Genomic DNA, 14,174 nt, shown 5'->3' with positions numbered 1-14,174 from the left:
ACCCGGCCCCCGCGACTCGTCCACGACATGAGACGCCTGCTCGCCCTGCTCCCGGTGGTGGCTCTCGCCGCCTGCACCCCCGCGGCCCCCTCGCCGGGGCCGTCGTCCGCGCCGACCGCCGGGCGGACGAGCTCTCCGGCCGCGACCCCGTTCCCGGACGACGGCGTGGCCCGCGTGTCCTGCGATCACGTGATCGGAACCGAACCGAGCCCGGCCGCGCGGCTGCCGGTGCTGCTCGACGCCGTCGCGCTGCCGGTCGGGCAGCAGCTGCAGGTCACCGCCGTCGACGGCCGGTGGTGGGCCAAGCAGGGCCTGGTGGTGCGGCCCGGCACACCCGTCGACCTGGAGATCGTCGGCGAGGCGGCGCTGACCTCGACGATCGGCTGGGGCAACCCCGGCCCGGCGGTCACCCGCATCCGCGTGTTCTGCCCCGACCTCTACGACGTGCCCGGCTGGTACGTGTTCGCCGGCGGCTACACCGTCGACAAGCCCCGCTGCCTGCCGATACGGGTCCGCTCCGGCAACCGCGAGACCCTCGCCCGCATCCCCGTCGGCGCCCCCTGCTGAAAACGGGCCGTTGCCACCGGCCCGGGCCGGTGGGTGAAGATGGGGTCATGACGGCTGGGTTCTCCGGGGACGATCCGCTCGTGGAGCGGATGCGCCCGTTCGGCACGACCATCTTCGCGACGATGTCGGCGCTCGCCGTGAAGACCGGGGCGGTGAACCTCGGACAGGGCTTTCCCGACACGGACGGGCCCGCGGAGATGCTGGACGCGGCCGCCGTCGCGCTGCGCGGCGGGTTCAACCAGTACCCGCCGGGACCGGGCATGCCGGTGCTGCGCGAGGCCGTCGCCGCACATCAGCGCCGGTTCTGGGGTCTCGAGTACGACCCCGACGGTGAGGTCGTCGTCACCGCCGGGGCCACCGAGGCGATCGCGGCGGCCATCCTCGCCCTGTGCGAGCCGGGCGACGAGGTCGTCTGCTTCGAGCCCTACTACGACTCGTACGCCGCGAGCATCGCGCTGGCCCGCGCGACCCGCCGCCCGGTGACGCTGCGCCCGGGCCCGGACGGGCGCTACGCCTTCGACCCCGACCAGCTGCGCGCCGCGTTCGGCCCGCGCACCAGGCTGGTGCTGCTCAACTCGCCGCACAACCCGACCGGCAAGGTGTTCACCCGCGCGGAGCTGCAGCTCGTCGCCGACCTGTGCCAGGAGTTCGGCGCGTACGCCGTCGCCGACGAGGTCTACGAGCACCTCGTCTTCGACGACGCCGGGTCGCCGCACGTGCCACTGGCGACTCTGCCCGGCATGCGCGAGCGCACCCTGCGCATCTCGTCGGCCGGCAAGACGTTCTCCTGCACCGGCTGGAAGGTCGGCTGGGCCAGCGGCCCGGCAGCGCTGGTCTCGGCGGTGCTACGGGTCAAGCAGTTCCTCACCTTCGTCAACGCCGGCCCGCTGCAGCCCGCCGTCGCGATCGCGCTGAACCTGCCCGACACGTACTTCACCGGCTTCACCGCAGGCCTCCAGGCCCAGCGCGACCAGCTCCGCGCCGGCCTGGCCGACGCCGGTTTCGGCGTGCTGCAGGCGGAGGGCACCTACTTCATCACCACCGACATCCGCCCCCTCGGCGGCACCGACGGCGTCGAATTCTGCCTCGGCCTGCCCGAACGCAGCGGCGTCGTAGCGATCCCCTCCCAGGTCTTCTACGACGACAAGGACGCCGGCCGCCACCTGATCCGCTTCGCCTTCTGCAAACGCCCCGAAGTAATCACCGAAGCCGTGACCCGCCTCAAACCCTGACCCCGCCCCCGCGTGGCGACGATCTTGCGCGGACAGTGGGTGCGACACACTCGAATGCCGCGAAAGGGCAACAGTTCGCGCAAGATCGTCGTGATCAAGGGACGAAGGAGAGGAACAGGAAGACGCCGAAGATGGTCAGGTGCACCATGCCCTGCATCAGGGTGGCCCGGCCGGGTGCGACGGTCAGGGTGGTGACCACCACGGTGATCACGAGCAGCACGATGTCCTTGGGGTCGAGGCCGAGCACGAGCGTGTTCTGCAGCCAGATCGACGCGATGGCGATCGCCGGGATGGTCAGGCCGATGCTGGCCACGGCCGAGCCCAGGGCCAGGTTGAAGCTGGTCTGGATCTGGTTGCGGGAGGCCGCCCGGACCGCCGCGGCGGTCTCCGGCAGCAGCACCAGCAGGGCGATCACGACACCGACCACGGCCCGCGGCGCGCCCGCGACGGCCACCACGTGTTCGATGGCCGGGGACTCGACCTTCGCCAGGCCCACCACGGCGACCAGGCAGAGCAACAGCATGATCAGGCTGACCGCGGCCGCCTTCCGGCCGGGCCCGGCGCCGCGGTCGACGTCGCCGGTCTCCAGCGGCAGGAAGTAGTGGCGGTGCCGGATCGTCTGCACGAAGACGAACGCCGCGTACAGCACCAGTGAGGCGGTGCCGGCGAAGGCGAGCTGCGGCCCGGAGTAGGTCGGCCCGGGGCTGCTGGTGGTGAACGACGGCAGGACAAGCGCCAGGGCGGCGACGGTGCTCAGCGTGGCCAGGGTCGCGGTGACGCCCTCGACGTGGAACTCGACCTCGCGATGGCGCAGGCCGCCGACCAGCAGGCAGAGTCCGACCACGCCGTTGCACACGATCATGAACGCCGCGAAGACCGTGTCCCGGGCGAGGGTCGAGGGGCCTTCCGGGCCGGAGGTCATCAGCATGATGATCAGGCCGACCTCGATCGCGGTCACCGCCACGGCGAGGATGAGCGTGCCGAACGGCTCCCCGACGTGGTGCGCGACGACCTCCGCGTGGTGCACGGCGACCACGACGGCGGCGACCAGCGCGATCCCGACGATCACCAGGCCCACGCCGCCTACCTTGTGCCCCCAGGCCGCCACGAGCACGATCACGCACAGCGGCGGGATCAGCGCCCACCACGACAGCGCGCGTGCGGCTTTGAGCATGTACCGAGGTTACGCGGACAAACCTCACCTATCGTTCGAAATCCCTGCAACGGGGCCATGGGGGGGTGTGTCTGTACCGCCGGATGGCACTAGATTCTGCGCGTGCTCTCACGATCTCTGGCCGCAGTGCCGCGGCGACTGGCCGCGCTGACCGCCGCCCTCGGGCTCGCCGCCTGCGGCAGCACCGCACCCAACGCGGCAGGGCCGTCCGAGCCTGGCTTCGTGACACCGGGCGGCACGGCCGCGCCCTCGGTGTCCGCGGCCGCGAGCCCGAAGGCCGCGGCGTCGCCCTCGGCCACCGCCGGCCCGTGCGGGGTGTTCCCCGCGAACAGCGTGTGGCGCGCCGACGTGTCCAAACTGCCCGTGCACCGGTCGTCGGGCGCGCTCGTGAACAGCATCGGCGCGGCCGCGCACATGCATCCCGACTTCGGGGCGGGTCTGTGGGAGGGCGCGCCGATCGGCATTCCCGTCACGACGGTCAAGCCCGGCCAGAAGACCGTCAAGGTCACCTTCGAGTACGCGGGCGAGAGCGACAAGGGCCCGTACCCCGTGACCGCCGACGCCAAGGTCGAGGGCGGGCGCAGCAGCGACGGCGACCGCCACGTCATCCTGTACGACGCCGCCGGCTGCAAGGTGTACGAGCTGTATGCGGCGTACCCGGCCGGCTCGGGCTGGCGGGCCGGCTCCGGCGCGATCTACGACCTGCGCTCGAACAAACTGCGCCCGGCGGGCTGGACCTCGGCCGACGCGGCGGGGCTGTCCATCTTCGCCGGACTGGCCCGCTACGAGGAGGTGGCCGCCGGGCGCATCACGCACGCGCTGCGCATCACCGTGCCGCGCTCGCGCAACACCTACGTGTGGCCCGCCCGGCACGCCGCCTCGAACAGCTCCGACGCGGCACTGCCGCCGATGGGTCTGCGGCTGCGGCTCAAGGCGGGCGTCGACACCTCGAAGATGCCCACCCAGGCCCGGATCATCGCCGAGGCGATGAAGAAGTACGGCGTGATCGTCGCCGACAACGGCTCCCCCTGGTATCTGTCCGGCGCACCCGACGACCGCTGGTCCAACGACGCGCTGCGCGCGCTGAAGAACCTGCAGGGCTCGGACTTCGAGGCCGTCGACACGGGCGGGCTGATGGTCGACAAGAACTCCGGCGCCATCCGCGGCTGACGGCGGCGCACGGCTCAGAGCACGGTCGTGGTGACCCTGGCGGGCAGGCCGAGGAAGCGGCCGTGGTGGTCGGCGGCGGCCCGCACCGCCGCGGCCCGAGCGGGGTCGAGCGGGGCGTAGACCAGCACCTCGACCGCGACCTCGGTGCGGCCGACCGTGCGCTTCCAGTGGCCGGCGACCTGGCTGTCGATGATGAGCACGCCGTTGTAGACGGGCCGGTCCAGGCGCTGCCCGCCACCCACGCCGGCGACGTTGAGCAGGTGCTTGCTCTCGGTGTAGCCCACGATGTACTCGTCGTAGCCCTGCAGCAGGTGCGCGACCGGGCCGTCGGCACCGGTCGGCCGCACCGGCTCCCCGGCGAACCAGTAGGTCAGCCCGTCCGCGTCCAGGCTGTGCAGCTGCCCGCGGACCATGTCCAGGCCGCGCCGGATCTCGGCCTGGGTGAGGCTCGACCACCAGCGGAAGTCCTTCACGGTGGCCGGCCCGTGGCTGGTGAAGTAGCGCAGCGTCAGCTCGGCGAGCGCCTCGTCGGCGTCCAGCTTCCGTGCCTGCGGCGCGCGTTCGGCCAGCAGCGCGTACGTGTGCTGCTTGCCCTTCGTCGCGCCGCTGCAGATCAGGCCGTTGAGCTCGGCGTTCATCAGGATGTACGCCATCCGGAAGCCCTCGGTGCCGATGCCTGCCGCCTGGCACAGGGCGGTCAGCTCCTTGCGGGTGAGCTGCGTGCCGGCCAGCGCGTCGACCAGCAACGCGTCGCAGCGCGCCCGCAGCTGCTCGTCGAGGCCGAGCTGACGGTAGTAGTACGCGTTGAGCTGGTGCACCCGCGGGCCGGTCAGCGCCAGCACCCACCCGATGTCCTCCGGCGTGACGAAATGCCAGGTCGGCCGTAGCACATGGGTGCGCAGCACGGCGCCGTCGGCGAAGTCGCGGTGCACTCGGTCCTCGTGGGCGGCGGTGATGCGCTCGCCGAGCGACCAGGTCGCCGGGCCGTAGTCCTGGGACTGCACCGCGCCGAGCCGGCCGACCACGTCCTGGGGCGTGGCGTCGGCGGTGGCGTGCAGGCCGAGGTTGTGCATACGCCACGAGGCCAGCTGCAGTGCGTCCATCGCCGCGATGCTATCGGCGCAGTACGACAGGATCGCCGAACCGGACCGTGCCCGCCCGCTCGACATGGGCGAGCACGCCGAACGTCAGCTCGTCGGCGGTGGCGACGGCACGCAGGATCCGGCCGTCGTGCGGCAGGTCCTGCTGCGCGTTGTTGACCATCACGCAGCGGGTCATCCGGCGGGTCACCCGCAGCACCACCTCGTCGCCGACGTGCAGGGTCCGGCCCGGCCAGCCGTCCTCCAGCCGCGCGGGCGCGCCGGACACGTCGACCAGCAGGTTGGCGCGGAAGCGCCGCGGGTCGACCGGCCCGCCGAGCAGCCCGCCCAGGTGCCCCAGCGAGGCGGTGGTCAGCACGTGCAGCGGGCCCTCGTCGAAGTGCGACACGTCCTCCTCGGCGGTCAGCGTCACCGGCTCGCCGACATGCCTGCTCAGCGCCGCGTGCACCGCCGGGTCGTCGCCGCGCAGCCGCGCCCCGGACGGGAAGCGCAGCACCGGCACCGCACCCTCGTAGCGCGCCGCCAGCTGGAACAGCCCGTCCATCTGCCGGAACCGGCGGGTGCTCTTGCCGCTGCCGAAGCGGCCGTCCGCGCCGCGCACCGCCCACCGGCGGTCCCCGGCGAGCCCGCGCGGCTGCACCACCGCCTCGGTGAGCACCTCACCGAGCAGCGACTTGACCGGGAACCGGCGCAGTTCCCCGATCGTGCCGACCATCATGATCCGATCACGTCAGCAGTATGCCCGGCGCGGCGGCGTGCGGCAGGATGGCGGGGTGGAGCTGGAGCCCTTTCTGCGTACGGCCGAGGAGCTGCTCGCCGTGCCGTCGACCGCCGACCGTCCCGACCAGCTGCACCGCGCGCTGGACCTCGTCCTCGACGCGGTCGGGCCGGGCTTCGCCGTGGAGCGGTTCGAGTCCGCGGGCAAGCCGAGCGCGCTGCTCTACCGCGACACCGGCGCGGGCCGGCCGGCGTTCCGGGTGATCCTCAACGGCCACCTCGACGTGGTGCCCGCCGCGCCGGAGCAGTTCACGCCACGCCGCGAGGGCGAGCGCCTGTACGCCCGCGGCGCCCAGGACATGAAGATCTCCGCGCTGGTGATGGCGCACGTGTTCGCCGAACTCGCCCCGACGCTGCCGTACCCGCTGGCGTTGCAGCTGGTCACCGACGAGGAGATCGGCGGGCGCAACGGCACCCTGCACCAGCTGGAACAGGGCGTCACCGGGCAGTTCGTGGTCATCGGCGAGTTCAGCGGGCTGGAGATCGTCACCGACTCGAAGGGCATCCTGCAGGCCCGGCTGACCGCGACCGGCCGGGCCGCGCACAGCGCTTACCCGTGGCAGGGCGACAACGCGCTGCTGCGGCTGACGGAGGCGGTCCGAGCCCTGCACGCGGCGTATCCGCTGCCGGCCGCGGAGGCCTGGGCGACGACGGTGAACCTGGCCCGGCTGGACACCCCGAACACGGCGTTCAACCAGGTCCCGGCGCTGGCCGAGGCCTGGCTGGACATCCGCTTCCCGCCCGGCGAGCCCGGCTTCGACGGGCGCACCGCCGCGCAGATCGCCGCGCACCTGGGCGAGATATGCGGGCCGGGCATCACGGTGGCGGTCGAGCACGCCGACGCCCCGCACCACGCCGACCGGGACCGGCCCGAGGTGCGGGCCCTGCAGCAAGCGGCACAGGCGCAGGGCTACCCGGCCGGGTTCCTGCGCAAGCACGGCGCGGCCGACGGGCGCTTCTACTCCCAGCGCGGCATCGACGCGGTGATCTTCGGCATCGGCGGCGCGGGCCTGCACGGCCCCGACGAGTACGCGGACCTGACGTCGATCATGCCCTACCACCAGGCGCTGCGTACCTTCCTCAGCGCGAGCTGACGGCCGGTCGGTGACGCCGGACTGGCGGCACTGCGCGCGTTGACTGCGGTCTGACGGCGTGCCGTGGGACGGCAACGGGGTGCCCCGGGACTGATCGCGGTGCTGGTTAGGGTGGCCGGATGCACAAGGTGGCGTTGGTGACCGGCTCGGCGTCCGGGATCGGGGCGGCGACCGCCCGGCGGCTGGCGGCCGACGGGATGACCGTGGTGGTCCATTCGCGATCGAGCCGAGCGGCCGGGACCGCGCTGGCCGCCGAGCTCGACGGGACCTACCTGCAGGCCGACCTGGCCGACGACGAGGCCGCGGCCGGGCTGGTCCCGCGGGTGCTGGCCGAGCACGGCCGGCTCGACGTGCTGGTGAACAACGCGGGCATCAGCTGGCCGGTCCCGCACGCGGAGCTGGACGCGCTGACCGCCGCCGACTGGCGCCGGCTGCTCGACGTCAACCTGATCGCGCCCTGGCTGCTGTGCACGGCGGCACTGCCCGCGCTCCGCGAGTCGAACGGCTGCGTCGTGAACGTGACCAGCCACGCGGGCGTCCGCCCGAAGGGCAGCTCGATCGCGTACGCCGCCAGCAAGGCGGCCCTCAACCACGTGACCAAGCTGCTGGCCGCAGCCCTCGGCCCCGACGTGCGGGTCAACGCCGTCGCTCCCGGGCTGGTCGACACGCCGCTCACCGCCGACTGGACCGACGCGCACGCGCTGTGGAACACGGCCAGCCCCATGCGCCGCCCGGCCCAGCCGTCGGACGTCGCCGACCTCATCGCCGCGGTGATCGGCAACTCCTACCTGACCGGCGAGGTCATCCTCCTGGACGGCGGCCTGAACCTCCGCTGACGACCCACCACACCGGTGTCATCCGATGAACATCGACGGACCGGCCCTGAGGGAAGATGGCACCGTGACCGACGTACCGATCCGTGATGACATGATCCGCCTGGGCCAGTTCCTGAAGCTCGCCTCCGCGATCGAGACCGGTGGTGAGGCGAAGCTGCGCATCACCGCCGGTGAGGTGACCGTGAACGGCGAGGTCGAGGTGCGCCGCGGCCGCCAGCTGCACCGCGGCGACGTGGTCGTCATCGACGGCGAGAGCCTGCGCGTCGCCTGAGCCCGTCCGCGCGGCGGTCAGTCGATCGCCGGCGCCGGATCGACCGCGCTCGGCCGTGATGGCACGAGGGCGGTCGCCGCGGCCGCGGCGCCGAGACCGAGCGCGAGGCCGAGCAGCAGGCGCGCGCCTGTGGTGTGCGGCAGGAAAGCCCCGGGCAGCTGTGCCGCGACCACCGCGCAGGCCGCGGTGACCGTGCCGGCGACGGACCAGAACAGTCCCGGCCGCACCGGCCGGTCCGGTGGCGCGCCGTGCCACGCCCGCAGCAGGCGGTGGCGGCCCACGTGCACGGCCAGTGCCAGCGCTGCCAGCGCTCCACCCGCGGAGGACGCGTAGTCGAGCACGGGCAGGGGCCCGGTGAGCTGGTCCCAGACCAGGTGGCTCGCGGCGGCGAGCAGCGCCGACCCGACGGTGACCACGAGCGCGGGCCGCGTCGTGCCGAGCACGCCGTAATCGTGCAGCGCCAAAACCGCGGGCCGACGGGGCAGGTGCGCGGCGACCACGGCCGCGGCCCGGCGCACCAGCAGCGCGCCGACCAGCGTCACCGGCAGGCAGAACAGCACCACGCCGGGCCACTGGTGCGACAGCGGGAACACGGGCAGGCCCGAACCGTCCAGGGCGTACGCGAGATCGGGCGAGGCCGCCCCGACCGTCAGCGCCACGCCGTCGAACCAGCGGGGACGCCACAGTTTCAGCGGCAGCGGCAAGGCGGCATGCGAGGGGAACGTCAGCGGCACCGCCGCAGGCTAGCCCCTCGTGGCTCGCCGCATCGGCCGCAAACCATTTGATGATCATGGCGCGGCCAGGAAAGGATGGCCGGATGAGAATTCGCACCGCCCAACCCGACGACGCCGCGGCCGTGGTCGCCCTGCGTGCCGAGGTGTATCCGTACCTCGTGCGCGGGGTCGCGTCCACGCGGCAGATGATCGCCGAGCCGCCGGCCGGCGACTGGACCGCGTTCGTGGTCGAGGACGGCGGGCAGCTCGTCGGCTGGACCTCGGCGTTCCGCAACATCACCACCTCCGAGGCCGACTTCGGCGAGATCTCGCTGCTGCACGTGCACCCCGCGCACCGCCGCCAGGGCGCGGGCAGGCTGCTGTTCGACGCCGCCGCCCGGCACCTGTCCGAGCTGGGCGTGCAGCGGGTGCGCGCCTGGGCGCAGGAGGAGTCGCTGGACTTCGCCCGCGGCCGCGGCTTCACACCGAGCCGCGAGCTGCGCTACTCGATGCTGGAGACCCGGCTCGCCCCGCCCGCCCCGGCCGCGCCGCCCGGCGTCACCGTGGTGCCGCTGTCCGGGCTGGACGAACACGTGCTCTACACGGCGTACGTCGCGGCCAGCTCCGACGAGCCCGGCGACGTGCCCTCCGACGAGGTCTCCTTCGACACCTGGCGCTACGAGGTGTGGGACAACCTCGGCCTGGACAAGGACGCCAGCGTCGCCGCCGTCGACGGGGGGCAGATCGTGGCGTTCACGCTGGTCAAGCGCGATGGGGAGCGGATGTGGTCGGACATGACCGCGACGCTGCCCGAGCACCGGGGCCGCGGCCTGGCCCGGCTGGCGAAGACGGTGGCGCTGCACCGGGCCGCCGCCGGTGGCGTGACGGCCGCCTACACCTCCAACGACGAGTCCAACGCGCCGATGCTCGCCGTCAACGCCCGCCTGGGCTACCGGCCCGTCACCGTCCAATGGTCCTGCCTGGGCACGCTGCCCGGCCCGAACGCCGCGTAGGTCCGGCCCGACGACCAGCGCGGCCGGGCCGGTGTCGTCACCGGCCCGGCCGCGCTCCCCCGTCAGTCGGCAGCCCGCTCGACCATCACTGCTTGTCGTACTCGTCATGGCGGCGCCACCAGAAACCGTCCTCGTTGCGGCCGAGCGGCGCGCGGTCGAGCCACTGGTACATGCCCCAGAGCGCGTCCACGCCCCGCTCGTACGTCGAGTAGGTGTGGTAGACGGCCCCGTCGTCCAACACGAACGCGCTCATGCCCGGCCCCTGCTGCCGGTAGGTCGGCCAGTCCACGCCGACCGACGACGCGATCTTGTTCAGGAACGGCAGCTCCTCGCCCGTCGGCGACGGCCGCACGTCCATCGAGCGGAAGTTGTAGTCGACCGCCCCCGACTGCCACTCCTCCTTCGTGTGCGTCACGTGGAAGTCATGGTTGAACTCGCCGCCGAACGACGACGCCCACGGGAAGTTCCAGCCCATGCGCTTCTTGTAGTCCTGGAGCTTCGCCAACGGAGCCTGCGACACGGCGCACAGGGTCACGTCGTGGTTGGCGAGGTGGACGACCGAACCGTCGAAGCCGTCCGCGATCGCCGAGCAGGACGGGCAGCCCGCCTCGTATTCGGGGCCGAACATGAAGTGGTACACGAGCAGCTGCGAGCGTCCTGCGAACAGGTCGGCCAGCGAGGCGTCGCCGTCGTCGGTCGCGAAGCGGTACTCCTTGTCGACGCGTACCCATGGCAGGTCCTGCCGCTGCCGCGCCACCTCGTCGCTGCGCCGGGTCAGCTCCTTCTCCGCGGCCAGCAGGTCCAGCCGGGCCGAGAGCCATTCCTGCCTGGTCCCTGTCTTGTGATCGATCATCGTTGCTCACCTCATCTGTCGTCAGTGGTGCGAGTGGTGGTGGCCGCCGCCGTCCAGGGGAGACGCCGGCGGGTGAAACCCTGGAACGAACCCGGGCGCGGCCATGATCACAACGCCGAGCGCCACGACCGCCAGTGCCAGCGGCACGTCGACGCCGGCCCGCGCGGCCAGCAGCTTCTGCGCCAGGCACAGCGCGGTGATCACACACATCCAGCCGATGCTCATGAGCCCGACCGCGACCAGCACGAGCATCAGCCCGATGCTCGACCCGACGCAGTGCAGCCCGTACCCGAACCCGGAGTGCCCGCTCTCGCCGCACCGCCGCCGGAAGTGCCGCTTGACCGGCGTCAGCTCGTAGGCGCCGGCCGCGATCACGAGGACGCCCGCGGCGACCGGCCCGTGCGGCCGGTACAGCGCGAAGACGACTACCCCGACGAGCGTCCAGACTCCGAGGTACGCGGCGACGAACAGCGCCGCCGCGCCTACGCCGCCGCCGTCGCGCACCCGGCGCACGACCGCCGGAACCGCGCCCGGCAGCATCATCGCCGCGATCATCGACGCCCATCCGGCGACGAAGAACGCGAACGGGCCGAGCGGGGTCGCCGGGCCGAGGTCCATGCCGTCCATGAGCCGGATCATCAGGACCCAGCCGGCGACGGCGAGCCCGAGCGTCACCGCCGTCACCGCGTGCCGGAGTCGCATCGTGCTCCTCCCCCCGTTCAGGCTCCGCCGGGTTCGACCTCCCCCGCGGCCGCTTCCTGCTCCGCCGCTTCGGCGAGGCGTTTGATGGTCGCCAGGCGGCGATCCCAGTCGGAGGCGAGCGCGGCCATCCACCGCGCCGTCGTGTTCAGCGCCGCGGGCCGCACCGCGTACCGCACCTCGCGCCCGGCGCGGTGGCCGCCGACCAGCCCGGCGGCGTCCAGCACGGCGAGGTGTTTGACCACCGCCTGCCGCGATACGGGCAGGTGCTCGGCGAGTGTCGTCGCGGTCACCTCGCCCAGCTCGGCGAGCAGGTCGAGCAGCTGTCGCCGGGTCGGGTCGGCCAGCGCGGCCAGCACGCCGTCGACGGGCGAGGTGTCGCCGCGGTGCTCGTCTGTCACACGGAGGATTCTTCCGCCCGTGCCTTGAGCGCCTCCAGCTCCAGCGGCCAGCCGCCGGAGTTGTCCCGGAATGCGCCGCTGCGCTGCTCCTCGGGCGCGGCCAGCGCCGCGAAGCCGCTCTCCACCACGCGCAGGCGCGTCTTCGCGCCCTCCGCGGTCAGCGTGAACTCGACCAGGGTGCTGTTGTCGTCGCGTAGCTCCTCGCCCGGGAAGGCGCTGGCCCAGCGGTAGGCGAGGTAGTGCGGCGGGTCGACCTTCTCCACGCGGACCGGGAAGTCGCCGTGATGGGGGTTCTTCGCGATCATCGACTCCCCCGCCACGGCCACGGTGCCGGGCAGGCTCGCCTTGTCGGCCACCCAGAACCCGGGCTGGGCGACCAGCGACCAGACCCGCTCCAGGGACGCCTCGATCAGGGTCTCGCGTTCGATCCGGTCCTCACTCATGAGCAGACTCCTTCAACGCCGTCGACTTGATGTGCAACTCCAGAGTTGCACATCAGCTTTCAAGGCGCAACCCGCAAGTTGCACATTGTCCGCGACCAGCGGTATGCCTCCGGGACAGGTCGTGGCCTAAACGATCCGGGTGAGGGCCACCGGGCCGGGCTCGTCCGGCACGGCCGCGAAGTCGTAGCGGACCAGGTCGGGGCCGATCGCGAGCAGGGTGACCGAGCTGGAGCCGTAGCGCAGGTCGTCGCCGAAGGTGTGCCGCAGGATCAGCGCCCGCGGGTCCGCGCGGTCGATCCCCTCGCCCGCGGCCAGGCCCGGCCACGCGCCCCAGCCGGCGGCCGGATGCGGCCGCGGCACGGCCTGCAACGCCGCAAGCAGGTGCGCGGCGCGAGGCTCGGCGGGGTCGTCACCGCTGTTGACGATCACCGTGTACCCCTGCGGCAGGGCCGTCTCGGTGCGCGTTTCCCCGTCCCAGCCGACCATCACCGCCCCGCCGAGATCCGCGGTGATCAGATAGAACGGGTCGAAGGCTTGCAGGTCGCCGGGGATCGGCAGCCCTGCCGCGGCGAGCAGTGGCAGCTCGCCGCGGGAACGACGCCCGTGCTCGGGCGCCAGCCGTCCACGCCCGTTGAGCACGAACCCGGCCCGGCGGGCGGCCGGATCCACGGCCAGCCAGGTGCCTCCGGCGACCAGGTCGATCCCGCCGAGCACCCCGGGGTGGCGCGGCCAGTGCTCGGCCGGCGGCTCCCACGGCCGCACCAGCAGCTCGTCCCGTACGGCCAGCACCAGCAGCGGCACCGGCGACGACGGCTCGAAACTGACGGCGACCGTACACATGATCGGCACTATATGCCGGAACGGAACCCGGACGGCGCGGCGGCAGCGGGCTGAAACAGCACGACGCACCCCGGCCGACGGTTAGCGTGATCTCCGAGGCGTGTGCCGTTCACCGTGCACGGAGGCAGTCATGACCACCTGGTTCATCACCGGAGCATCCCGCGGATTCGGTGTGGAGATCGCCCGGCAGGCCCTGGACCGCGGCGACGACGTCGTCGCCACCGCCCGCGACCCGAAGACGGTCGAGAAGGCCCTGCCCGGGTACGCCGACCGGCTGCTCGCCGTGGCCCTCGACGTCAACGACGAGGCGGCGGCACGCCGGGCCGTCGACGCCGCGGTCGACCGGTTCGGCACCATCGACGTGCTGGTCAACAACGCCGGGCGCGGGCTCGTCGGGGCCATCGAGGAGACCAGTGACGCCGAGGCCCGCGCCGTGTTCGACACCAACCTGTTCGGCCTGCTGGCGGTCACCCGCGCGGTGCTGCCGGTGATGCGGCGCCAGCGCTCCGGCCGCATCGTGAACTTGAGCTCGATCGGCGGGATCCGGTCCTGGCCGGGCTGGGGCATGTACGCGGCGACGAAGTTCGCCGTCGAAGCGGTCACCGAGGCGATGAGCCAGGAACTCGCGCCCCTGGGCATCCAGGCGATCGCCATCGAGCCCGGCCCGTTCCGCACCGACTTCCTCGACTCGACCTCGCTGCACCGCACCGAGCAGGTGATCGACGACTACGCCGCCAGCTCCGGCAGGATGCGCAGCTGGTCCGACGAGACCAACCACGCGCAGGAAGGCGACCCGGTCAAGGCGGCCACGGCGATCCTCACCATCGTCGACACCCCGCAGATGCCGGTGCGCCTGGCCCTGGGCGGCAGCTGCGTCACCGACATCGAGGCCAAGCTCAGGGAGGTCGCCGCGGACCTCAACAAGTGGCGCGAGCTGTCCGTGTCCACGGACTTCGCCACCACCGGCTGACCACCGACCGCTCCGGTCGAC

General features: G+C 72.7%; 17 protein-coding genes. 8 read left to right on the top strand and 9 right to left on the bottom strand.

Translation table 11 applies throughout. The features are described 5' to 3' along the window. The first annotated feature begins 27 nt into the window (after window positions 1–27). Entirely contained in the window at window positions 28–567 is a 540-nt protein-coding gene (locus tag F9C41_RS02700; protein WP_155384947.1) for a hypothetical protein, read from the top strand. Between the two features lie 47 nt (window positions 568–614). Then, a complete protein-coding gene (locus tag F9C41_RS02695) occupies window positions 615–1,799 on the top strand; it encodes a pyridoxal phosphate-dependent aminotransferase (protein WP_155384946.1) in 1,185 nt (394 codons plus the stop codon). A 94-nt stretch (window positions 1,800–1,893) separates the two neighbouring features. Here F9C41_RS02695 and F9C41_RS02690 read toward each other — a convergent pair whose 3' ends face one another. Further along, window positions 1,894–2,973 (bottom strand): calcium:cation antiporter, encoded by a 1,080-nt coding sequence (locus tag F9C41_RS02690; protein WP_155384945.1) that lies wholly within the window; start codon window positions 2,971–2,973, stop codon window positions 1,894–1,896. Between the two features lie 102 nt (window positions 2,974–3,075). Here F9C41_RS02690 and F9C41_RS02685 point away from each other — a divergent pair, with 102 nt between their 5' ends. Further along, window positions 3,076–4,143, top strand: coding sequence for a hypothetical protein (locus F9C41_RS02685; RefSeq protein ID WP_230689245.1), 1,068 nt, complete (start codon window positions 3,076–3,078; stop codon window positions 4,141–4,143). A 14-nt stretch (window positions 4,144–4,157) separates the two neighbouring features. Here the strand turns inward: F9C41_RS02685 and F9C41_RS02680 are convergent, their stop codons facing one another. Together F9C41_RS02680 and F9C41_RS02675 are read right to left on the bottom strand one after the other, a co-directional pair. Next, entirely contained in the window at window positions 4,158–5,246 is a 1,089-nt protein-coding gene (locus F9C41_RS02680) for a winged helix DNA-binding domain-containing protein (RefSeq protein ID WP_196279595.1), read from the bottom strand. A gap of 10 nt (window positions 5,247–5,256) precedes the next feature. Further along, entirely contained in the window at window positions 5,257–5,961 is a 705-nt protein-coding gene (locus tag F9C41_RS02675; RefSeq protein WP_230689244.1) for an MOSC domain-containing protein, read from the bottom strand. Here F9C41_RS02675 and F9C41_RS02670 point away from each other — a divergent pair. The 3 genes from F9C41_RS02670 to F9C41_RS02660 all read left to right on the top strand — a co-directional run bounded on the left by F9C41_RS02670 (window position 5,960) and on the right by F9C41_RS02660 (window position 8,221). After that, window positions 5,960–7,114 (top strand): M20 family metallopeptidase, encoded by a 1,155-nt coding sequence (locus tag F9C41_RS02670; RefSeq protein WP_155384943.1) that lies wholly within the window; start codon window positions 5,960–5,962, stop codon window positions 7,112–7,114. The two genes, F9C41_RS02675 and F9C41_RS02670, sit on opposite strands and share 2 nt — an antisense overlap. 119 nt (window positions 7,115–7,233) lie before the next feature. Beyond that, on the top strand, window positions 7,234–7,950 hold the full coding sequence (locus tag F9C41_RS02665) for an SDR family NAD(P)-dependent oxidoreductase (RefSeq protein WP_155384942.1): 717 nt from the start codon (window positions 7,234–7,236) through the stop codon (window positions 7,948–7,950). Between the two features lie 64 nt (window positions 7,951–8,014). Continuing rightward, window positions 8,015–8,221: an RNA-binding S4 domain-containing protein gene (locus F9C41_RS02660; RefSeq protein WP_407924659.1), complete on the top strand. Its 207-nt coding sequence runs from the start codon at window positions 8,015–8,017 to the stop codon at window positions 8,219–8,221. Between the two features lie 17 nt (window positions 8,222–8,238). On the opposite strand, the gene F9C41_RS02655 is transcribed toward F9C41_RS02660, so the two are convergent. Continuing rightward, entirely contained in the window at window positions 8,239–8,955 is a 717-nt protein-coding gene (locus tag F9C41_RS02655) for a DUF4184 family protein (protein WP_155384940.1), read from the bottom strand. An 83-nt stretch (window positions 8,956–9,038) separates the two neighbouring features. On the opposite strand from F9C41_RS02655, the gene F9C41_RS02650 reads away from it, so the two are divergent. Then, the gene (locus F9C41_RS02650) at window positions 9,039–9,947 is read left to right on the top strand and encodes a GNAT family N-acetyltransferase (RefSeq protein ID WP_155384939.1); all 909 of its coding nucleotides are present in this window, start codon (window positions 9,039–9,041) and stop codon (window positions 9,945–9,947) included. 85 nt (window positions 9,948–10,032) lie between these two features. Here F9C41_RS02650 and F9C41_RS02645 read toward each other — a convergent pair whose 3' ends face one another. The 5 genes from F9C41_RS02645 to F9C41_RS02625 form a co-directional block, all read right to left on the bottom strand. Further along, window positions 10,033–10,800: a DUF899 domain-containing protein gene (locus F9C41_RS02645; protein WP_155384938.1), complete on the bottom strand. Its 768-nt coding sequence runs from the start codon at window positions 10,798–10,800 to the stop codon at window positions 10,033–10,035. A gap of 21 nt (window positions 10,801–10,821) precedes the next feature. Further along, window positions 10,822–11,502 (bottom strand): DUF2182 domain-containing protein, encoded by a 681-nt coding sequence (locus F9C41_RS02640; RefSeq protein ID WP_155384937.1) that lies wholly within the window; start codon window positions 11,500–11,502, stop codon window positions 10,822–10,824. Window positions 11,503–11,519: 17 nt separating this feature from the next. Continuing rightward, a complete protein-coding gene (locus F9C41_RS02635) occupies window positions 11,520–11,900 on the bottom strand; it encodes an ArsR/SmtB family transcription factor (protein ID WP_155384936.1) in 381 nt (126 codons plus the stop codon). Then, window positions 11,897–12,343 carry an SRPBCC family protein gene (locus F9C41_RS02630; protein ID WP_120322198.1) on the bottom strand — a complete coding sequence of 149 codons (447 nt, stop codon included), beginning with the start codon at window positions 12,341–12,343 and terminating at the stop codon, window positions 11,897–11,899. Before F9C41_RS02630 ends, F9C41_RS02635 begins: the two co-directional genes overlap by 4 nt. Window positions 12,344–12,469: 126 nt before the next feature. Continuing rightward, a complete protein-coding gene (locus tag F9C41_RS02625; RefSeq protein ID WP_155384935.1) occupies window positions 12,470–13,183 on the bottom strand; it encodes an NRDE family protein in 714 nt (237 codons plus the stop codon). Between the two features lie 130 nt (window positions 13,184–13,313). Between F9C41_RS02625 and F9C41_RS02620 the strand changes: the two genes are divergently transcribed. Then, window positions 13,314–14,153, top strand: a complete 840-nt coding sequence (locus tag F9C41_RS02620) for an oxidoreductase (protein ID WP_155384934.1) — start codon at window positions 13,314–13,316, stop codon at window positions 14,151–14,153. Window positions 14,154–14,174: the final 21 nt, after the last annotated feature.

The organism is Catellatospora paridis, assembly GCF_009720365.1.
In the GTDB taxonomy this organism is placed as follows: Bacteria; Actinomycetota; Actinomycetes; order Mycobacteriales; family Micromonosporaceae; genus Catellatospora; species Catellatospora paridis.
The sequence above is the reverse complement of the archived record's forward strand: the minus strand, read 5'-3'. Positions and strand labels throughout refer to the sequence as shown.